Origin of the sequence: Paenibacillus sp. 2KB_20 (assembly GCF_052115765.1) — a bacterium.
Classification (GTDB): Bacteria; Bacillota; Bacilli; order Paenibacillales; family Paenibacillaceae; genus Paenibacillus_AQ.
In genome coordinates this window covers 351,526-372,775 of sequence record NZ_JBFRHH010000002.1, presented here as the reverse complement: position 1 = coordinate 372,775, position 21,250 = coordinate 351,526, and the positions used below count along the sequence as shown (strand labels likewise).

Sequence of the window (21,250 nt, the reverse complement as noted above, 5' to 3'; positions counted from 1 at the left end):
GCCTACAGTATCACAGACCGATAACGCTACCTGTGACATTTCTCATATTCGGGCGTTGTCAGGGCTTGATACCTTTTGTATACATACACGAGACAAAAAAGGATGGGGATCATACATGAGAACACTGGTGATCGTTGCACATCCGGGTCTGCATGAGGGATCACGGATCAATCGCGAACTAACCGAGACGGTGAGACATAATCATGAGGTGACGGTGCATGACCTCTATCAGCGTTATCCGGATGGACATATCGATATCGAGGCCGAACATCAATTGCTGCTCCAGCATGACCGCATCGTATTTCAATTCCCTTTCTGGTGGTACAGTTCACCACCCCTTCTGAAGCATTGGTTCGACGAGGTGCTGACCTTTGGATGGGCGTATGGCCCTGGCGGTGACAAGCTCCAGGGAAAAGAGTGGGGCCTAGCCGTTACGACTGGCGGGGCCGCGGAAGCCTACGGCAGCGAAGGATACAACCGCTACACGGTGGAAGAGCTAACCCGGCCCTATGAGGTGACGGCCAGCCTGGTAGGCGCGATTTACTTGCCGGTATTTACCGTTCATAATGCCATACAGCTGACGGATGAAGAGCTGCGGCGTCATGCGGAGGATTTTGCTCTGCATGTTACGGGTTCGGTGAGATCCAGATAAGGGTAGCTATTGAAAGCATGCAGCTGCTGCTCCAGTGATGGTTCGAATTAATATTCACGAATTCGGCCGTTTTCCAGAGGCCTGTTGTTCCACGCGAAATCATGAACGATTCAAGCTCGTTTATCCATTCGTGAAAAGAAAAACTGAATTGCTGTTAAATTAGCCTGGCGGTAGTAGCTGCCGGGCTTTTCGGTGTACTGGAAAATTTCTGTGGATTCCGGCATATTCCGAGCGATCAGGGGAAATTCCTCTGGGACTGCTGTGCTTCTGTTTATAGGCTACGCTGCTGTTCTCATAGAAAGGTAGGTGCGACGAGCGCTACGATTTGTTGATTGCACGCATCGCCCGATAATTCGAAAACATTCGTTGCATTGTGGAGACGCATATTTTATACTCATATACATAGATTTACGATACATAGATTATCTAGGTATTGGAGTGATAGAGGAATGGGCATTAACAAAGAGCTGCTGAAAGGCAGCACCGTCATATTATTGCTTACCGTGTTGAACAAGCGGGAAATGTACGGGTACGAGCTGATCAAGGAGATTGAGCAAAGCTCGGATGGGGTGTTCCTGATGAAGGAAGGCACGTTATACCCGATTCTGCACACGCTGGAGGCGGAAGGTTGGCTGGATTCCTCCTGGAGCCAGCATGATGGACGCAAACGGAAATATTACCGGATTACCGAGCGCGGCAGGGAGCAGCTCCAAGAGAAGACCAAGGAGTGGGTCAAGTTCCGTACGGCGGTGGATACGGTCATCGAGGAGGGAAGCTAGCGTGCGACCGGTTGAAGAATACAAGGTTGTTCAAGACTTCCTGACCCGGGTGTGCAGGCAGGTACGCGCAAGAGCCATGCATCCGGAAATCCGCGAAGAGCTGCTCGGCCATATCGAGGAGCGGACGGAGCTTCTGATGCTGGAGGGCAATGCGGAGGAGCCGGCGGTGCAGGAAGCGGTGAAACAAATGGGGGATCCGGGAGATATCGGCAAAAGCCTTCATTTGGCTCATCGGCCTCAGTTGGATTGGAAGCTGCTTGTCCTGCTGGCCCTGCTCTCGATGATTGGATTGTTCGGGGCACTGAGTATTGATTATGCGGGGACAGAATTCGTGTCTGACTTTTTTGAGAGAAAAGCTTGGTTCTTCGGAATTGGGTTGATCCTTCTCATTGGTTTCTATTTCCTGGACTACAGAAAGCTTAAGAAATACTCCGGGATATTGTTTTTTATCACGCTGTGCCTGATGGGACTTACGTTGATTCGGGGTGTTGACGTCAATGGACTAACGATATTCCTGGATTTCGGTCCAATCATGATCCCGATGCTCGGTGTAGCATCTGTTTTTCTTCTCCTTATCGCCTTGGCAGGCATGAAGCCTGCGACTCAGTGGGGGGTATGGGAAAGTGTATTTCACATCCTGTATCGGGGTGTGCTGCCGATCGTACTATACAGTATGAGCGGTTCGATGGTATATATGTTCATCTATTTGCTAGGATTCCTGGTACTGATCTGGACGACAAAAAGGAATATTAAACAATTTGCGATGCTAACGCTGCTGCCGTTCATTGGATTGGCCTATATCTTGTTTACAAAAAGAATATACCTCATGTGGAGATTTGAGGGGCTCGCAGACCGTGAGGGGGACGGTGGTTATTTCATGCGGGTCATCGCGGATGCCGTTTCTTCTGCCGGTTGGTTCGGTCAAGGCTTTGCTGCAGCGAATCCGGGAATCCCGTACGTTTATAGCGACTCCATATACCCCTATCTGATATATTGCTTCGGCTGGATGTTTGGCATTGTGGTTGGAATGGTCGTTCTTTTGTTCCTAGCCAGAGTGTGGAGTATATCCAATGTACTTCACGATTCCTACGGGAAAAATATCGTGACAGGTGTCATCGTTGTGTTGGGCCTGCGCCTGCTCATGCCGATCATTATGGGATTGGGTATGGTCCCCGTTATCAGCCTGGACTTTCCTTTTATCTCGTATGGCGGCGTCAACAACATGCTGGATTTTGCCATGGTCGGCCTACTCCTCTCCATCTACAGACGCAAAAACATGATCCCAAGCGATGTGGGGCAGGCGGCCCCGATGAAGGTGGCTTAGCGGAATGGCCGACCTAGGCAGCTTATATTTTTATCGAACAGACTTATCGTACAACACCTACTGTTTTTAACTCTCATAGATGACCAGATAACTCTCTTCGGATTGGCTCGGGTGGAACGGGATTCAATAAATCACGGATGTTCATCCGAGGTATGATTGAGCACCAGCCAAAAGCCTGCATTTGGCTCATCGGCCTCAGTTGGATTGGAAGCTGCTCGTTATGCTGGCCCTGTTCCTAATCATTGGACTGGTTGGCATGGTGAGTGTTTATTACGCGGATGAAAGGTATTCCGTTAGCCTAGTCGAGAGGAAGTTGTTTTACTTCGGAATCGGAGTATTATTCCTGATAGGTTTTTATTTTCTGGATTATCGAAAGCTAAAGAAATACTCGGCCCCTGTGTTTTTCCTTATTGTTATTCTAATGGTCATTTCATTGGTATATGGACAACTGCACGATAGGAGAACTGCCTATATCAACATAGGTCCCATTGGAGTCAATATGATCACTTTCTCCTTGATACCGCTTCTGCTCGCTTTGGCAGGGATGAAGCCTGCCAGCCAATGGGGACGGTGGGAGACGATATTGAACATCCTCTATCGAGGAGTACTGCCTGTGGTTCTCTATAGCATAAGCAGCTCTATTATATACACCTACATCTATGTGATCGGGTTCCTGGTTTTGACATGGAGAACAAGTAAAAGCATGAAACAATTTGCTGTGATTTCCACGCTGCCATTTGCAGGATTAGCTATTTTCCTCTGCACCCGGACGGATCATTTACTGTTACGGTGGAGAGAATTTATGAACCCTTCAGCCAAAGAAATGTGGTATATGGGGAATAACGCAGATGCCATCCAAGCAGCAGGCTGGTTTGGGCAAGGTTTTGGTCAAGCTACACCGAAGATCCCATATGTCCTTTATGATAACGTGTTTCCATACCTCATCTATTGCTTCGGCTGGTTGTTCGGGATCGAGTTGGCGTACTGATTCTGCTGTTTCTCGTTAGAATATGGAATATTTCTACGGTCCACAGGGATTCTTATGCGAAGTATATCGCTGCATTACTCATCGTTGTTTTTGGATTTCGGCTGCTATGGCCGCTACTCATGGGGCTCGGCATTCTTCCAAGGGTTACATTGGATCCAACCTTCTTCTCTTACAGCGGGATGAACCAAATCCTGGACATGGCAGCAGTCGGCCTGCTCCTCTCCATTTACAGACGTAAAAACATGATTCCAAGCGAGGTGGGAGAAGCGGCTCCTATGATGGTGGTCTAGTTGAGGCTGAAGATCATCTTTCAATTCCGGTTAGCAGGATAAAGTTTTGCAAAAGAAAAAGCGAGAGCTTGATTCTCGCTTTTTTCTCGTTTATAGAGAGGTGTCGTTATCCGGTTCGGTGGCGTATAAGTTACACCTTCTCCAGCGCACCGGATGCGATTTCTTCGATATAGTGGCAGGCCGCCTGATGGCCTCTGCGCTCATCGACTTCCCGAAGCAACGGGGCCTCGGACCGGCAGAAATCCGTGGTATACATGCAGCGGGTATGAAACCGGCAGCCGGAAGGCGGGTTGATCGGGGACGGAACATCTCCCTTGAGAATGATGCGTTCCTTCTTGCGCTCGGGATCCAGCGTCGGGATGGCCGACAGCAGAGCGCGGGTGTAAGGATGTTGCGGGCGCCGGAAGAGGGAATGTTTATCCGCGATTTCCACGATCGTCCCCAGGTACATCACGATAATCCGGTCGGAAATATGCCGAACGACCCCAAGATCATGGGAGATGAACAGATAGGTCAGCTTGAATTCGGTTTGCAGTGATTTCATCAGATTGAGCACTTGCGCCTGGATGGACACGTCAAGCGCAGAGACCGCTTCATCGCTGATGATCAGCTTGGGATTCACGGACAAGGCGCGAGCAATTCCGATCCGCTGCCGCTGTCCGCCACTGAATTCATGCGGGTACCGATTGGCTTGATAGGCGGCCAGGCCGACCGTTTCCAGAAGTTCGATGGCCCGGCCCCGCCGATCCTTTTTGGGAACGACGTTTTGAATGTCCATCGCTTCTTCTAGGACTTGCAGCGCTGTTTTTCTAGGATTCAGCGAAGCATAGGGGTCCTGAAAAATCATCTGCAGGTCTTTACGCCTTCGGTTCATCTGCGCTTTATTTAGGGAAAGTAGATCGGTGCCTTCGAACACCACCTCTCCAGCGGTTGGTTCGTCCAGCCTCAGGATGGCCCGGCCCGTGGTTGATTTGCCGCAGCCGGATTCGCCCACGATACTGACAGTTTCTCCCTCATGTACGGAGAATGAAATATCATCCACAGCTTTTACGACGTTGACGGCACGGCCCAGGATGCCGCCCTTGATCGGGAAATACTGCTTGAGGTTTTTAACGGTTAACAACTCTTTGCTCATGACAGAACGTTCACCTCGCTTTCCAGCTCCCATTGATCGGTGTATTTCCAGCACCTGACTTGTTGGTTATCATCCAGCGCATGAAGCTCCGGCAGTTTGTCATAGCACAGCTTGGCTGCATGGGGACAGCGGGGGGCGAAGCGACAGCCTTCCTGTGGGTCATATGGGCTTGGAACAGAGCCTTTAATCGGCTCTAGCGTTTCCTTATCGATATCATGCCGCGGCAGCGAGTTCATCAGGCCGATGGTGTAGGGGTGCTTCGGATGCTTGAAGAGGGTGCGCACATCGGTATACTCCACCACTTTTCCGCAGTACATGACCGCTATCTCATCGCAGGTTTCCGCAACGATGCCCAGATCATGGGTGATAAAAATAATCGACATCTGCAGCTTCCGCTGCAGCTCCTTCATCAGCTCCAAAATTTGAGCCTGAATGGTCACGTCAAGCGCTGTGGTCGGCTCGTCTGCAATGAGCAGATCCGGATTGCACGCCAGCGCCATGGCAATCATGACACGTTGGCGCATACCGCCGGACAGCTGGAAGGGGTACTGTCGGACTCTTTTTTCCGGGGAAGGAATGCCGACCAGTTTCAACATCTCGACGGCTTTGTCCATCGCTTGTTTTTTGCTCAGATTCTCATGGATTTGGTAGGCCTCCGCGATCTGATCGCCGACGGTGAAGACCGGATTGAGCGATGTCATCGGCTCCTGGAAGATCATCGAGATCTGATTGCCCCTTATTTTGCGCATCTGCCGGTCCGATTGTTCGAGCAGATTCACACCGTTATATAGGATTTGGCCACCGACGATTCGTCCCGGATGAAAGATCAGCCGCAGGATGGAGAGGGACAGTATGCTTTTGCCTGAACCGGATTCGCCCACGATGCCGAGCGTCTTCCCCTTGCGTACGGTAAGGCTGATATCATCCACAGCTTTCACTTCGCCCAGTTCGGTAAAAAAAGAGGTTTGCAGGTTCTTGATCGTAAGCAAACTTGATGTGTGCTGTTCCATCTTGTCTAAGCTCCCTTCGCTTTCAATTGGTCTTGGAATCATGTGTCCGGATTGGCTCCCAAATAGCTCGATTTTCGGTAAATAGCGGATCGTATGTCCTCGTGACTCCCAATTAGCCAGTTTTGCAGAAAACCGTGAATTCTCCGACCCTAAGGTCTCAATAACAGCTCGATTTCTGTAAATTACAGATCTTACGTCCGCATGGGCACAAAAATAGCTTGTTTTCAGTAAATCGAGTGCGTCCGTCTTCATGTACTCCAAAACAGCTAGATTCGTCTGGATTAGCGATGTATGAGGACTGTAGTTCCGCTATTACTTTATTTTCTGCATGTTAGTGGAAGTACGAGGACATGAGATCCGCTATTGCGAGAAATAGTTGGCTAAAATCGTGATTTTGGGTACATTAACGGATTGTGTGTCCGGATTGGCTCCCAAATAGCTCGATTTTCGGTGAATAGCGGATCGTGTGTCCGCACGGGCTCCCAAATAGCTCGATTTTCGGTAAATAGCGGATCGTGTGTTCACTTGAACCAAACTGTAGATCATACTAATCCACACGCTTGCCACACAATGTAGAGTTCACACTATTGACCACACTAATCCCACACTAATTCCACTTCTAAAACTCACCAATCAATCGAAATCAATGCGCTTGTTGAAGTATCGGTAGGAGATGTCCACAAGCAGGTTCACAAGCACGAACATGATCGAGAGCACAAGCACGGTTGCCTGTACGACCGGGAAATCTCTTGCCCGGATCGAGTCGATGACGTATCGTCCCATGCCGTTCACGGCGAATACGGACTCGGTCAGCACCGCCCCGCCTAGCAGGCCACCGAATTCCAGACCGATGACGGTAATGACGGGAATCATGGCATTTTTCAGGGCATGTCGGTAGATGATGACACGCTCTCGGACGCCTTTGGCTTGAGCGGTGCGGATGTAATCCTGGCCGATGACCTCCAGCATGCTGGAACGGGTCATTCTGGCAATGATCGCGGCGCCGCCTGTCCCGAGCGTGATCACGGGAAGGACGGTTTGCGACCACGTGCCCCAGCCGGAGGGACGGAACCAGCCTAGATCCACGGCAAAATATTGGATCAGCATGAGCCCAAGCCAGAAATTCGGCATCGATAGTCCGAACAGGGCAACGAACATGACGCCGATATCGGCGGGCGAGCTTTTTTTGACGGCGGAGATGATGCCGGCCAGAATGCCGAGAAATACAGCCAGGATCGTAGAGTATATGGCAAGCTCGACGGTGATCCAGAATCGGCTTTTGAATATTTCATCGGCGATGGGGCGGCTGCTGCGGATCGAATCTCCCAAATCTCCCTGCAGTAAACCACTGACGTAATTCCAATACTGAAGCGGCAGCGGATCGTTTAATCCCAGGTTCTCACGGATCTTCTCCACCTGCTCCTTGGGCGCCCCTTCCCCGATAATGACCTGCGCCGCATCTCCCGGAATGAGGTGCATCAGCAGGAAGACGACAATGGTTACACCAATGACAACAGGTATCGTCTGAATTAGCCTTCGAATGGAATAGATGAGCATGGCCCGGCAGCTCCCTTCATTATTTTTTCATTTTCGGGTCAAGGACATCCCGCAAGCCGTCACCCAGCAGATTAAATGCGATAACAACGAACACGATCGACAAGCCGGGGAACAGGGCAACATGGGGGTGATCCATAATATAGTTGCGCCCATCATTCAGCATGGCCCCCCACTCCGGCGTCGGCGGCTGTGCGCCAAGACCAAGGAAGGACAAGCCACTGGCGGTCAGGATAGCAACAGCGATCCGCAGCGTAGCCTGCACGATGATAGGGGATGTGATATTCGGCAAAATATGCCCGAAGATGATTCGTCCATCGCTCGCGCCCAGCGAACGCATGGCATCAATATATTCGAGCTTGCGGACGGCCAGCGTCGAGCCGCGCACGACTCTGGCAAAGGTGGGGATCGAGAAGATGCTGACGGCGATAATCACGTTGAACAGATTTTTTCCAAGAACGCTGACAACCGCCAATGCCAGCAAAATGCCGGGAAACGCCAGCATGACATCGGTCATTCTCATAATGAGTGCATCCCATTTACCTCCGTAATAACCGGATATGATTCCGAGTACGACACCAAAGGCTGCCCCGATGATGACCGAGATAAAACCGACCGAGAGCGTAAGACGCATGCCGTGGATAATCCTGGTGAAAATATCTCGCCCGTTGTGGTCCGTACCAAACCAATGGTCAGCGGACGGCTTCAGCAGTTTCGTAGAATAATCCACTTTGGTCGGATCATACTGGGTGAGCAGGGGGCCGAAAATTGCGACAAGAATCATCAGCAGGAGAAAATACCCCCCGAATAAGGCCGCTTTGTTCTTCTTCAGACGGTGGTAGAAAGATTTCCATTGAACGAGACGGGTACCACTAGGTAGCGATTCATGTGTTCTGGCATCAGCGGTCATGTTAGGCACGTGAAATCATCCTTTCTCCAAGTTTGGATGTCAGCATTGGTGTCGTAGAAACGTGAGGTAAATCTGGCTTCTACTGGTATAAATATCAAATAGTAAAATATATGTTAACTGTGTATAAAATATTTTCCTATTTTGATTGAGAAGGGGGAGTTTGTTTCACATGACAGGTAATAGAAGATTAAAGTGGCTTGTCTGCATCCTGGTCATGCTTACCGTAATAGTCTCGGCGTGCGGCAGTCCAAGCAAGAGCAGTAACCCTGAAACGCCGCCAAACGGCAGTAATACGCCAGCTCCGGAGCCGGGGGCCAAGGATCCTCCCAAAGGAACGGACGATACCGGTGCAAATGAGCTTGTGATTGCCTGGCTTTCTGATCCGCCATCCATGGACCCTCATATGTCGACGGACCAGCAAACGAGCGTAATGACAACGCATATTTATGACACATTGGTGATTCATGATAAGGATCTGAATATTCAGCCGGGGCTCGCCGAGAGCTGGAAAGCGATCGATGAATTGACCTGGGAGTTCAAGCTGAGACAAGGCGTGAAGTTTACGGACGGCTCTCCATTCAATGCAGAGGTGGTCAAAGCCAACATTGATCGTATGCAGGATCCGGAGGTTGCTTCTCCACGCGCGTCGCTTGTTGGCATGATTAAAGAGGTTAAAGTCGTTGACGAATACACGGTGCAGCTTGTGACCGAGTATGCTTTCTCGCCGCTGCTTGCCCATCTGGCCCATTCTGCGGTGGGCATGATTAGTGCCGAAGCCATCAAGCTGGATTACGAGAAGGTGAAGGCAGGCGAGAAGGGAGGCGCATATCTGGCACAGAACCCTGTAGGCACGGGCGTGTTCAAATTAGAGAGCTGGAACCCCGGACAGGAAGTGAAGCTGGTTGCGAATGCCGATTATTGGGGGGATAAAGCGAAGGTTGAACGGGTCACGTTCAAAGTCGTAAGCGAAGAGGGAACGCGGATCGCGGAGCTGGAAACCGGCTATGCGCATATTATCGATCCGGTGTCGCCGAGCAGCATCAGCCGCATTGAGAGCACTGACGGCATGTCTCTGAACCGTCAGGCTTCGCTGAGCTTGTCTTATATCGGGTTTAACAACGACAAAAAGCCGTTTAACGATGTGCGAGTACGGCAGGCCTTGTCGATGGCCATCAATAAGGATGAAATCATCTCGGGCATCTACGAAGGCACCGGAATTCCTGCTGTTGGTCCGCTGGCACCGGACGTGAACGGCTATGATGCTACCGTTAAGCCGATCGAACATAACATCGACAAAGCTAAAGAGCTGTTGAAGGAGGCCGGATACGAGGGTGGCTTCTCAACGACCATCTGGACCAATGATAATCCGGAACGGATTAAGGTCGCCGAATACGTACAATCCAAGCTGAAGGAATTGAATGTTGAAGTCAAAATCGAAGTGGTCGAATGGGGCGCATACCTGGCTCAAACCGCAGAAGGCAAGCATGATATGTTTATCCTCGGCTGGTCCACGGTAACGGCTGATGCCGACTATGGCATGTATGAGTTATTCCATTCCAAGAATGTAGGGGAGCCGGGTAACCGTACCTTCACGAAGGATCCGGAACTGGATAAACTGCTGGATGCCGGGCGTAAAGAGAACGATCCTGAACAACGCAAGCTTATCTATAAACAGGCGCAAGAGAAGCTGGTTGAGTTAGCGCCGATGCTGTATATCCATCATCAGGAGTATTTAAACGGTGTCAGCAGCAAGGTCGAGGGCTTCTGGCGGCATCCGAACGGCATCATGCAGCTGCATCAAGTGTCCATTCAGCCATAAGGATGTCTGAAAGCTTTATAGCTTTGAATCGTCATGATATAAGAGATATACATCAAGAGGCCCCTATGAGGGGGTCTCTTTTTTGATGTTGTTCGAGTGCTGGGACAGGAGATAGGGTTGACAGCAATGGTTCGTTATCTTTGCTCGTTGGCATCAAGATGATCATACAGCTTGCGAGCGGAAAGAATTGAGGTGATGTCACATTTATCACGTCAAAAGAATCAAAAAATAGATCATTATATACGTTGACATGTATATACAAATTGATGTATATTAAAACCATGAATACTTCAGCTATGCAATTAACCCTGTTCACGATCTCGGAGCCGAACCGCTTCAACATCATTGAACTTTTAAAGCAAGGGTCGAGATCGGTCAGCGACATCGTAGAGATTCTGGGAATCGGCCAGCCCCAAGTATCCCGCCATCTGCGGATACTGAGCGAGGCCGGGCTGGTGAAAGTCCGTAAGAACGCACAGCAGCGCATTTATAGTCTTGAAGCCCAGCCGTTTCAGGAGCTGGACGTCTGGTTCGATTCGTTCAGTCGATTGTGGGAAGAGCGACTCGACAAGTTCGAGGACTATATGAGCGACTTCAACGGAAAGGGGAGTTGATTCAACTTTTTTGCTAGATCCACAGGGAGATACGGCTCTGCATGCAGAGCCGATTTCACAAACAGGAGGAAGTCACATGGGCAGGACGACCATTGTCAAGAAAGACCGGGAGCAGCGGAAGCTAACCGTGGAACGTATCGTAACCATCCCTCTGAAGCTGTCCTGGCAGGGATGGACTAAGCCGGAACACATTGAACGCTGGTGGGGGCCGAGGAACTGGAATGCCACGGTATATGAGATGGATGTCAGACCGGGTGGCGTATGGCGCTACAGGCTGGCTCCTGATAAGGCAGGAGAAGGGGAAGAAGCCTTTTGCAAGGCGACCTACTCCGAAGTGACGGAGTTATCAAGGCTCGTATATACGGACACATTCACGGATCCGAACTGGAACCCCGTAGCAGGCAGCGACATGTTGACTTCGGTTACGTTTGAAGAGGCCGGGGAAGGGACCAGGCTATGCATCATTACCCATTTTGCGAGTGCAGAGGAACTGGAAACTGCTGAAGGCATGGGAATGGTAGAAGGATACACGGATACGCTGGAACGGTTTGAGAATGAAATTAGCTTGTACATAACAGGATAATAAAAGGAGAGATGACCATGAGTTATGCAATGTCGAATGACGGTACCCGAATTTTTTATGAAAAGAAAGGGACTGGTCCAGCTATTATCCTTGTAGCTGCTGCAGCTTCGGATCACAACGATACAACGCGTCTTGGGGAGTTTCTGTCTGAACAATTCACCGTCTACAATCATGACCGGCGGGGACGGGGCAGTAGCGCGGATACGGCTCCGTATGCCGTTGAACGTGAGGTCGAAGATATCGATGCCCTTATTCAGGAGGCGGGCGGGAGCGCGTATGTATTCGGAAGTTCTTCGGGCGCTGTTCTGGCTCTGGATGCGGCGAGCAGACTCGGAAGCAGCAAAGTTAGAAAACTGTTTCTATATGAGCCGCCGTTTATCATTGACGATAGCCGCGAACCCGTACCGACAGAATACGTGCAGCATTTGAATGCACTGATGGCCGAGAATCGACGCAGCGAAGCCGTAGAATATTTCATGACAGCAGCGCTGGGGATCCCCGCGGAATATATCGAATTCATGAAGGCAGATCCTTCTTGGCAAGTCATGGAGGGCATGGCGCATACATTGGCCTATGACGGCATGATTATGGGGAGCACGCAATCCGGTCAACCGCTGCCAACGGATCGCTGGGATGTCGATGTCCCGGTCATGGTGATGACGGGCGAGAACAGCGGGTCCATGTTCCATGGGGCCGCTAGCGCATTGGTCGACTTGCTCCCTCAGTGCGAGCACCGGATGCTGCCTGGTCAGGACCATTCTGCCGTCGTGATGGCGCCGGAAGTGCTGGCTCCTGAGGTGTCGGGTTTTCTGCAGCCTTCGGCAGACCAAATACCGAGATAAGTGTTCCTTTCTCATCAAGAAACCGTGACCCTTAGGGCCACGGTTTCTTTGTTCCCGTTCCGGTCGAAGTATTTATTCGGTCTTCTTAAACGGCTCAATAAAATGATTAAAGGCGCTGGTGCGAAACAGGTCGCGCCGGAATACAAAATGGACCTTGGAGCTGCGATAACGCTCGGGGATTTGGAAAGCCTGCAATCTCCCGGCATCCACCCAGTCCTTAACGGAAGACCGCGTTAGCAGCGAGATACCCAGCCCGGCGGCCACACCGCCCATGATGGCTTCCAACGTACCAAACTCCATAATATTCATGGGTCCCACGTTCTCTTCATGAAGCCATTGCTCCAACCGTTCACGATGGTAGCAGCCCTTGCCAAAGAACAGCAGCGGTTTGGTGAGCAAATCGTGAAGCGCAGCCTCCGTCGGTTCCGAGATGAGGACAAGCTCCTCGTCAAAGGCCCGGATTTCGTCAAAGTCTGGGTAATCCAGAGGCCCGCTGATAAACGCCCCGTCCAGTTCATACTCGTTCAGGGCTCGAATCAAGTCAGCTCTATGGCCTGTAATTAATGACAATTTCACGTCAGGATACCGTCTATGATAATCCAGCATGATGCCGGGTAGATGTACCGCGGCTGTGGTTTCCGATGAGCCGATCCGCAGCGGACCCGACGGTTCTTCCGAGAATTGCGTCGATTTCACGGCTTCGTCAAGCAAACGCGTAATCTGATCGGCATATTTGAGCAGATTACAGCCGGCCGAAGTTAAGGCAACGCCGCGGCTGAGCCGATAGAACAGAGGCGTGTTCAGCTCGGATTCAAGCTGCCGGATTCTAGCGGTCACGTTCGATTGCACGTAACCTAGGCTGGCGGCAGCCTTGGTTATATTTCCTTCACGGGCAACAGCCTGGAATATTTTCAGATCCCCACTCTCCACCTTAGGAGCCTCCTTATATCCATCATTCACAGTTATGGCTCGAATCTTATTTAATTATTTTACATGATATGAAGGTCGGAATAAACTGAGGATACACTTGGTTAAGGAGAGGGGAATTCATGGCATGAGCAAACCGCGTATGCTGTTTCTGACGATATTTACGATGCTGGTCGCTGGACTTAACTTCCCGATCGGCAAAATTGCGCTCTCCTTCGGTTCCCCATTCGTGCTGCTGGCGATTCGGTTTGTGGGAGCGGGACTTCTGATGCTGCCCTTCATTGTAAGACGGCCCCATCCCAAGAGCGGCACTGCCTGGCTGAAGCTGGCAACGATCGGGCTGTTTCAATCGGCACTCGTGATGAGTGGCATCTACCTGAGCATGCAGACGATATCCTCTGGCAGCTCCTCGGTTCTGTCCTCCAGCAACCCAATCTGGTTCATCGTGTTCAGCTTCCTGATCTTCGGTATAAGGTACCGTCTTCTTCAGTGGGCGGGCGTGATCATCGGTTTTATCGGCGTGTTCATTACGCAAGGCTTGCAGATGCAGATGCAGAGCGGATTCTGGTTTGCGCTGGACGCAGGGATGGCCTGGGGCATGGCGACGCTGCTAAGTTCCCGTTGGGGTAAGGAGTTTGACGCTTGGGTGATGGCTGCCTATCAGATGCTGATCGGAGGCATCCTTCTGCTCATCGCAAGTCCGCTGCTGGAACAGCCGCATTTTGTATGGGATTCGTCTCAGATCGTTAAGGAACTCTTTGTTTTGGGCTGGATGATTCTGATGAGCTCGATTGCCCAGTTCGTCACCTGGTATTATGTGCTGCGCAATAGCGATCCCAATAAAGCCAACGTGTATCTGTTCCTTATTCCCGTGTTCGGTGTATTATCCGGATGGCTTATACTAGGCGAGCAGCTGCATTGGTATACCTTGGCCGGTACAGTGTGTATCGGGCTTGGCATTTATCTGGTGAATCGGCCTAGACGAGTAGATAAAACAAAAGATCCATTCGCGATCAGGGAACGGTGTGGTACCGTATAAAGGGCAAGAAATCTAATGAATTCGGATTTAGCAGGTCACAGCGAATGGATTCGTGTGGCCTGTTTTTTGCTATGGCGAACAAAGGTTTTCTCGTCTGAACAGGTATCATGAGAAGCAATAACAAGGATGATGTTCCTAGGAAAACCTCGTCCAAACAAAATAAGTAAATTTTATTAAAAATAAATCCATGTTATATTAAATTTACTAACGCCTTTGGAGAGGGGATAGGATTCATGAGTGGTTTGAAGGAAATTGCAAAGCTCGCGGATGTCTCGGTGTCTACAGTGTCCAACGTGCTGAACGGGCGTAAGAACGTGGGGCGGGAGACGAGGGAGCGGGTGCTGAGATTATGCTCGGAGCACGGCTATTTTCCGCATAAGTCAACCAAATCCGATAAAAGCAACACGATTATATTTGTCTTCAGCGACTTTGATCGCGATTATTATTTAAAGATCATCAAGGGGATCAGCCATTGCCTGACGGAGAATGGATACGATCTTATCATCTGTACGAATAAATCCAGCACCAATTTTATGCGCAGTAAATTTGCAAGCGGTACCATAAGCCTCGATCGGAACATGACGGACGAATATTTAGTCTCGGTAGCCACGCCGCAGTTCCCTGTCGTTCTCATGGATCGGATTATTGATAATGAGTACGCCAACACCAAAAGCGTGATCGTGGACAACTACCCCGTGATGTGTGAAATGGTCCAGGCCTTGGTGGATAAACAGTTTACGAATTTTGGATACATTGGCGGCTTGGAGTTTACCCTGGATCACAAGGAGCGGTTCGCCGGATTTATGGATACGCTTGCGAAGAATGGCATCGTGTTTGACCGCCGCAATTACTTTCATGGCGATTACAGCGAGGAAAGCGGATATCAGGCGGCCAAAATTCTGATCCTGAGCAACGCCTTGCCGGAAGTGCTGGTCTGTGCGAATGACAATATGGCTCTCGGCGCGATCAAAGCTTTGGAAGAGAACGGAATACGGGTCCCGGAGGATATCTCGATCACCGGATTCGATAATTCGGATGCGGCGGCGATGGCCGGTTTGACCACGATTGCAATCCCGCGTTATGAAAGCGGTTATTTGGCGGCGAAGGAGCTGCTCGAGATGATCAAGGGCACAACGGGCAGGGAGCCTTTTAAGCTGAATGCCACCATTCAGTGGAGAAAAACGGTGAGATAAACTTTATGAGTACAACTAGTAAAATATCAAGAATTTTACTAGTTTTTTTACTTAGTATTTTTATGAAAACGCGTACAATTTTTATTGACATTCTAGGTAAACCGCCCTATGATGGGTTTGTAAACGTTTTACTTTATAGAGTCCTTAAGGGGGAGGCGTGTCACTTGAAAAAAGTAAAAAAGGTATTAAGCATACTAACAGCAACGGCTTTGGTTGCGACACTTGCAGCCTGTGGTGGTACATCTGACAAAGATTCTGGGGCAGCATCCGGGGGAGATAAGCTGAAGAAAATTACGCTCTTCCAATCGAAAGTTGAAATTACAGAACCTCTTGAAGCTTTGGTTAAAACCTATAAAGAAGAAACCGGCAATGAGGTTGAGGTATGGGGTGCCGCAGGTGACGCTTATTCGCAGCAGTTGGTAGCGAAGCTCAGCAGCAACCAGGGACCGACTATATTCAGCGTAGCTCCAGGGCCCGAGTCCGAGAAGCTGAAATCCTATTTCTCCGATTTGAGCGGTGAAGAGTATGTTAAGAACATTGCGCCTGATATGGAATTGAAGGTCGAAGATAAAACCGTTGGCGTTCCATACGGCGTAGAAGGTTTCGGTCTTGTGTATAACAAGGATATGGTAGATCCGGCTAACATGAAAGATCTGGATTCCTTCACCAAGACGCTGGAGCAGCTGAAAGCCGACGGCAAGAACGGTTTGAGTTTGTCCCAGGAGGCTTACTTCTTGATCGGACACATCATCAACACGCCGTTTGCTCTACAATCCGATCCGCTGGCCTTTATCGAGCAGCTGAACAAAGGCGAAGTGAAGATGGCGGATACGAAGGAGTTCCAAGAGTGGGCAAAATTCATGGACGTGATCAAGGCGAATTCCAAGAATCCGCTGGAAGTGAAATATGATAGCCAGATGGGTGACTTTGCAACGGGAAAAACGGCTATGGTGCATCAAGGCAACTGGAGTTATTCCATGCTTGCGGACTTCGGTGATTTCGGCTCCAAAGTCGGCATGATGCCATTCCCGCTCGCCGGCAATGACAAAATCGCCGTCGGCGTGGCCAGCTACTGGGTCGTAAACAATCAGGCGGATGCTGAGGAAGTCAAAGCTGCGAACGCTTTCCTGAACTGGCTCTTTACTAGCGACAGCGGGAAGAAAGCTATCGTGGACGATTTCAAATTCATCCCGGCTTTAACGAATATTGAAGCAGGCGATCTGGATCCTTTGTCTCAAGCGGTGCACGAAGCAACAACGAAGGGTGAGACGATCACTTGGGCGTTGAACTACTTCCCATCGGGAATCATCACCAATGACCTGGCTCCGGCTACGCAGGAGTACTTCATGAATCCGAGCATGACAGGAGAACAGTTCCTGCAGAAGCTGGATGAAGTGTGGGCGAAAGCATCGAAATAATCGAGGCGGGCGACCATCATCTGATATTACAATTCCATGAAAACGAAAGCCTAGCCTCAGACGTTCTGATGATGAGCGTTAGGCTTTTGTTTTTTCTAACACGACTTCAAGGTTTGATGCCGCCTTGCGGGAATCATCCGGAACGGAAAGAAGGTATGGATTATGAGCAAAAGAAAGGATAAAGCCTGGTTTGCCCTGTTTACGGTGCCGCTTCTGTTTATTTTCACGACCGTGGTCATCATCCCGTTCATTATCGGGATCGTGTACTCCTTCGTCAATTGGGACGGCATTCCGGCGAATCCTAAAGTATTCGTTGGGTTCGACAATTACGTTCAGCTGTTCCAGGACGACCGATTCCTGACATCGGCTTGGCATACGGTTCAATTCACGCTGCTCGCTCTGGTATGCGTCAACGTTCTGGGACTGGGCTTTGCGCTGCTGGTGACGACAAAGCTCCGCTCGAGAAATGCGGCACGGACGATGTTTTTCATGCCGAACCTGATCGGCGGCCTGATTCTGGGTTACATCTGGCAGTTTATTTTTACGGATGCCTTCAGCTTCCTGGGTGAGAAAACCGGGTTTGACAGCGTGTTCTTTAACTGGCTGCTGCATCCGCAGTTTGCACTGTACGCCATCGTTGCCGTATTCACCTGGCAGCTGGCGGGTTATACGATGATCATCTACATCGCGGGCATCCAGGGGATTCCGGATGAGCTGATGGAAGCGGCCAAGGTCGATGGCGCCAACATATGGCAGCGACTGAAGAGCATTGTGTTCCCGCTGTTAATGCCTTCGTTCACGATCTGTCTATTCCTGACACTGTCCGGGGCGTTCAAAATCTATGACGTGAACCTGTCGTTGACCAAGGGCGGACCGAGCAATGCGACGGAGATGTTTGCGATGAATATTTTCAACGAGATTTTTGCTTACGGTAATTATGGTTTAGGTCAGGCGAAAGCGATCATCTTCTTCCTGATTGTTGCCGGACTTACGCTGACGCAAGTTATCATCACGAAGAGAAGAGAGGTGCAGATGTAATGAAGAAATCAGGGAAATGGCTGCTTGACATCCTGCTGTTCCTCGTTGCACTGGTCTTCTTGTCTCCGGTCTTCATCATGCTGATTAACTCGTTCAAGGATCGTGCGGAGCTATATGAGAATGCACTCGCGCTGCCTTCTTCCTTCAGCTTTGAGTATTATAAATTGGCGATGGAGAAGATGAATTTCTTCACCGCTCTGGGTAACTCGCTCTATGTCACCGTCATCTCGGTGATCATTGTCATCGTGCTCGCCTCCATGACGGCATGGATGCTGGTGCGGACGGATAATAAGCTGAGCAAAATCATTTTCTTCACGTTTGTAGCGACCATGCTGATTCCATTCCAGACGCTCATGATGCCGCTGATGCAGGTGATGGACTGGATTCGAAGCAATCTGCACATTCCAATGCTCAATACCCATGAGGGCTTGATCTATATGAACGTCGGCTTTACGTCCAGTATGGCGGTTTTCCTGTACCACGGGTTCATCAAATCCGTGCCGGTTGCGCTGGAGGAGGCGGCAACGCTAGATGGCTGCTCCAAGCTGGGCGTGTTCTGGAGAATCGTGTTCCCACTGCTGAAGAACATCAGTGTGACCATCGCGATTCTGAACGTCATTGCGTTGTGGAACGACTACCTGCTCCCATCGCTGACGCTGTCGGATAAAGGGCTGCGGACGATTCCGCTCTCGACCTTCTATTTCTTCGGGGAGTTCACGATTGTGTGGAACCAGGCGATGGCCGGTCTGACGCTGACGATCATCCCGGTTGTCATTTTCTATATTTTCGCTCAGAAATACATCATCAAGGGAATTGCGGCAGGTGCGGTAAAATGAGGGGAATCATTACGAGAGCCGACGATTATGCTTCCAGCCGTTCCGCCAATCTAGCGATTACCCGGACGGTAGAGGCCGGGTTCATCAAAAATGTGTCCATCATGGCCCCCGGCCCTTATCTTACCGAGGCCGCGCAGCTGTTGGCGCATCGCAAGGACATTTGCTTCGGTTTCCATATGACGCTGAATGCGGAATGGGATAACGTACGCTGGGGACCTGTTGCCGCGAAGGAACAGGTTCCTTCGCTTGTCGATCGGGCCGGATATTTCTATCAGGACCCGATCCTGTTTCAGGATCATCCGCCTTCGCTGCAGGAGATCCTTGTAGAGTGCGAAGCGCAGCTTGATAAACTGACCGCAGCAGGCTTCAATATTTCTTATGTCGATTCTCATATGCTGCCGGAGCGCTTCATACCCGGGCTGCAAGAAGAGCTGGACCGCTGGATTGAAGCGAAGGGGCTAATCAACCATCGCGATTACTATAACTTTTTCCCGGGCGGCGTTCCGGACGGGGTCGAGTCGTTTGAAAGGGTGCTTGGCGGCCTGACGGAAGACCAGTACTTCTTCCTGTCCCATCCAGCCCTATATTCGAAGGAAATGGTGCAGTGCGGCAATGCTCAAGTGGATGGGGAAGAGCTGGCGCGCGGACGCGATCAGGAGGCTTCTTTTCTTGCACGGGAGGACTTAAATGAGATTAGTGAGCGACTGGGTTTCCGCGCTATACGTTATGATGAAGCGGTACCATTACCTGGTGTATAATGGAAGGGCCATAATGAATTTACCTTATGGATACAGGGAGAGGCGAAAGGAAGATGAACATGAAGATGGTTCAATTATTGCCAAGAAGCACCCCCGAAAATCAAGGAATCTCATCGCAGTCTATCGAACGCTTTATCCGATCGATTCAGGAAAAGGAGCTGGAACTCCACAGCTTCATGCTGGTACGGCATGGACATGTCGTAGCGGAAAGCTGGTGGAAGCCGTATGATGCGGACAAACCGCATATGCTGTTCTCGCTAAGCAAGAGCTTTACCTCTACAGCGATTGGACTTTTGGTCCAGGAAGGCCGGATTACGCTGGAGGATCGGGTGATCGGCTTCTTTCCGGAATACGCTCCTGAAGATCCCTCGCCGAATCTGTCCGCGATGACGATTCGCGATTTGTTGATTATGGGAACGGGGCACGACCAGGAGCCTGCCATGCAGTCCGATATTTGGGTGGCCGATTTTCTTAAACAAGCGGTTGAGCATGAACCCGGGACCCACTTTGTATATAACAGCGCAGCGACTTACATGCTCTCGGCCATTCTGCAGAAGGTCACTGGCATCACGCTGCTGGATTATTTGCAGCCCCGTCTGTTTGAGCCACTCGGCATTTATGGAACCACCTGGGAAAGCTGTCCGCAGGGGATCAACACCGGCGGATGGGGACTTAAGCTGAAGACTGAGGACATTGCCAAATTCGGTCAGCTTTATCTTCAGAAGGGGGTATGGGAAGGCCAGCGTCTGATCCCGGAAGCGTGGATTGAAGAGGCAACCTCCAAGCAGATATCCAACGGACCTGCGGATTCCTCTTCGGATTGGACCGAAGGGTATGGCTATCAATTCTGGATGTGCCGCAACGGGGCCTACCGCGGCGACGGTGCCTTTGGACAATTCTGCGTTGTGTTCCCGGAACAGGATGCGGTGATTGCGATTACCTCCGGCCTTGGAGACATGCAGGCCGTGCTGAATGAGATAGGGGAGCATCTACAGCCAGCGATGGGATTGGATGCACTGCCGGTCGACACCGGAGCGAAGGCTTCTCTTACTAGAACGCTGCAAGAGCTTAAGCTGGATCCGCCAATCGAAGAGGCGGTATCCCCAATCGAGAAGGACGTCTCCGGGATCGTCTATGATCTCGAGGAGAATGAGGAGAAGCTGCGTTCATTCTCCGTTCGATTTGAAGAAGATGGCGCAGTCATGGAGCTTGAGGGGGAACATGGCATCAATTTGGTTGTCTGTGGTCGTAACGAGTGGAAGTCGGGAACCACGAAGCTAATGATGACGGCGGATAACGAATATGCTGCCTCCATGACCTGGAAGGATGATCGGACGTTGAAGTTGACCATCCGGCTGACGGAGACGCCATTCTACTTAACTACGGAATGCACCTTCGGTGAGGAAAGCATTCATCTTGCATACTGGATGAATCAATCGTTCGAGGGCAAGGTGGTCCGGGAGATTAAGGGCAAGGTTAAGGCATAGAGCCAGTAAAATAAGCAGCGGCACATAAAAAACCTCTCCATCGTCATGGAGAGG

General features: G+C 50.6%; 21 protein-coding genes. 16 read left to right on the top strand and 5 right to left on the bottom strand.

Annotated elements, in window-relative coordinates:
* Positions 1-115: 115 nt before the first annotated feature.
* From AB4124_RS07505 to AB4124_RS07485, 5 genes are all read left to right on the top strand, one after another.
* Positions 116-652, top strand: coding sequence for an NAD(P)H-dependent oxidoreductase (locus tag AB4124_RS07505; RefSeq protein ID WP_430204491.1), 537 nt, complete (start codon positions 116-118; stop codon positions 650-652).
* 449 nt (positions 653-1,101) lie between these two features.
* Positions 1,102-1,431: a PadR family transcriptional regulator gene (locus AB4124_RS07500; RefSeq protein ID WP_441972106.1), complete on the top strand. Its 330-nt coding sequence runs from the start codon at positions 1,102-1,104 to the stop codon at positions 1,429-1,431.
* A gap of 1 nt (position 1,432) precedes the next feature.
* Positions 1,433-2,755: an FtsW/RodA/SpoVE family cell cycle protein gene (locus tag AB4124_RS07495; RefSeq protein WP_441972104.1), complete on the top strand. Its 1,323-nt coding sequence runs from the start codon at positions 1,433-1,435 to the stop codon at positions 2,753-2,755.
* Positions 2,756-2,936: 181 nt separating this feature from the next.
* Positions 2,937-3,743: an FtsW/RodA/SpoVE family cell cycle protein gene (locus AB4124_RS07490; RefSeq protein ID WP_441972102.1), complete on the top strand. Its 807-nt coding sequence runs from the start codon at positions 2,937-2,939 to the stop codon at positions 3,741-3,743.
* Entirely contained in the window at positions 3,704-4,033 is a 330-nt protein-coding gene (locus tag AB4124_RS07485; protein WP_441972100.1) for an FtsW/RodA/SpoVE family cell cycle protein, read from the top strand. Before AB4124_RS07490 ends, AB4124_RS07485 begins: the two co-directional genes overlap by 40 nt.
* Positions 4,034-4,163: 130 nt before the next feature.
* Here AB4124_RS07485 and AB4124_RS07480 read toward each other — a convergent pair whose 3' ends face one another.
* The 4 genes from AB4124_RS07480 to nikC form a co-directional block, all read right to left on the bottom strand.
* Positions 4,164-5,168: an ABC transporter ATP-binding protein gene (locus AB4124_RS07480; RefSeq protein WP_441972098.1), complete on the bottom strand. Its 1,005-nt coding sequence runs from the start codon at positions 5,166-5,168 to the stop codon at positions 4,164-4,166.
* Positions 5,165-6,178: an ABC transporter ATP-binding protein gene (locus AB4124_RS07475; RefSeq protein ID WP_441972096.1), complete on the bottom strand. Its 1,014-nt coding sequence runs from the start codon at positions 6,176-6,178 to the stop codon at positions 5,165-5,167. The genes AB4124_RS07480 and AB4124_RS07475 overlap by 4 nt, the downstream gene beginning before the upstream one ends.
* A gap of 633 nt (positions 6,179-6,811) precedes the next feature.
* The gene (locus AB4124_RS07470) at positions 6,812-7,735 is read right to left on the bottom strand and encodes an ABC transporter permease (protein WP_339269737.1); all 924 of its coding nucleotides are present in this window, start codon (positions 7,733-7,735) and stop codon (positions 6,812-6,814) included.
* Positions 7,736-7,754: 19 nt separating this feature from the next.
* On the bottom strand, positions 7,755-8,651 hold the full coding sequence (gene nikC, locus AB4124_RS07465) for a nickel transporter permease (RefSeq protein ID WP_076322457.1): 897 nt from the start codon (positions 8,649-8,651) through the stop codon (positions 7,755-7,757).
* Positions 8,652-8,811: 160 nt separating this feature from the next.
* Between nikC and AB4124_RS07460 the strand changes: the two genes are divergently transcribed.
* From AB4124_RS07460 to AB4124_RS07445, 4 genes are all read left to right on the top strand, one after another.
* Positions 8,812-10,461: a glutathione ABC transporter substrate-binding protein gene (locus tag AB4124_RS07460; RefSeq protein WP_339269739.1), complete on the top strand. Its 1,650-nt coding sequence runs from the start codon at positions 8,812-8,814 to the stop codon at positions 10,459-10,461.
* 281 nt (positions 10,462-10,742) lie between these two features.
* Entirely contained in the window at positions 10,743-11,075 is a 333-nt protein-coding gene (locus AB4124_RS07455; protein ID WP_441972093.1) for an ArsR/SmtB family transcription factor, read from the top strand.
* Positions 11,076-11,151: 76 nt separating this feature from the next.
* Positions 11,152-11,658 carry an SRPBCC family protein gene (locus AB4124_RS07450; protein WP_441972091.1) on the top strand — a complete coding sequence of 169 codons (507 nt, stop codon included), beginning with the start codon at positions 11,152-11,154 and terminating at the stop codon, positions 11,656-11,658.
* 17 nt (positions 11,659-11,675) lie between these two features.
* Positions 11,676-12,500 (top strand): alpha/beta fold hydrolase, encoded by an 825-nt coding sequence (locus AB4124_RS07445; protein WP_076322454.1) that lies wholly within the window; start codon positions 11,676-11,678, stop codon positions 12,498-12,500.
* 72 nt (positions 12,501-12,572) lie between these two features.
* On the opposite strand, the gene AB4124_RS07440 is transcribed toward AB4124_RS07445, so the two are convergent.
* On the bottom strand, positions 12,573-13,430 hold the full coding sequence (locus AB4124_RS07440) for a LysR family transcriptional regulator (RefSeq protein ID WP_430110352.1): 858 nt from the start codon (positions 13,428-13,430) through the stop codon (positions 12,573-12,575).
* A 124-nt stretch (positions 13,431-13,554) separates the two neighbouring features.
* On the opposite strand from AB4124_RS07440, the gene AB4124_RS07435 reads away from it, so the two are divergent.
* The 7 genes from AB4124_RS07435 to AB4124_RS07405 all read left to right on the top strand — a co-directional run bounded on the left by AB4124_RS07435 (position 13,555) and on the right by AB4124_RS07405 (position 21,196).
* On the top strand, positions 13,555-14,466 hold the full coding sequence (locus tag AB4124_RS07435; protein WP_441972088.1) for a DMT family transporter: 912 nt from the start codon (positions 13,555-13,557) through the stop codon (positions 14,464-14,466).
* A gap of 233 nt (positions 14,467-14,699) precedes the next feature.
* Complete coding sequence (locus AB4124_RS07430) at positions 14,700-15,659, top strand: LacI family DNA-binding transcriptional regulator (RefSeq protein ID WP_071219137.1); 960 nt, start codon at positions 14,700-14,702, stop codon at positions 15,657-15,659.
* 164 nt (positions 15,660-15,823) lie between these two features.
* Positions 15,824-17,077 carry an ABC transporter substrate-binding protein gene (locus AB4124_RS07425; RefSeq protein ID WP_441972085.1) on the top strand — a complete coding sequence of 418 codons (1,254 nt, stop codon included), beginning with the start codon at positions 15,824-15,826 and terminating at the stop codon, positions 17,075-17,077.
* A 162-nt stretch (positions 17,078-17,239) separates the two neighbouring features.
* Positions 17,240-18,115 (top strand): carbohydrate ABC transporter permease, encoded by an 876-nt coding sequence (locus AB4124_RS07420; protein WP_076322449.1) that lies wholly within the window; start codon positions 17,240-17,242, stop codon positions 18,113-18,115.
* Entirely contained in the window at positions 18,115-18,951 is an 837-nt protein-coding gene (locus tag AB4124_RS07415; RefSeq protein ID WP_076322448.1) for a carbohydrate ABC transporter permease, read from the top strand. Before AB4124_RS07420 ends, AB4124_RS07415 begins: the two co-directional genes overlap by 1 nt.
* Entirely contained in the window at positions 18,948-19,709 is a 762-nt protein-coding gene (locus AB4124_RS07410; RefSeq protein WP_430137652.1) for a polysaccharide deacetylase family protein, read from the top strand. The genes AB4124_RS07415 and AB4124_RS07410 overlap by 4 nt, the downstream gene beginning before the upstream one ends.
* 59 nt (positions 19,710-19,768) lie before the next feature.
* Positions 19,769-21,196: a serine hydrolase domain-containing protein gene (locus AB4124_RS07405; RefSeq protein WP_441972082.1), complete on the top strand. Its 1,428-nt coding sequence runs from the start codon at positions 19,769-19,771 to the stop codon at positions 21,194-21,196.
* Positions 21,197-21,250 lie beyond the last annotated feature (54 nt).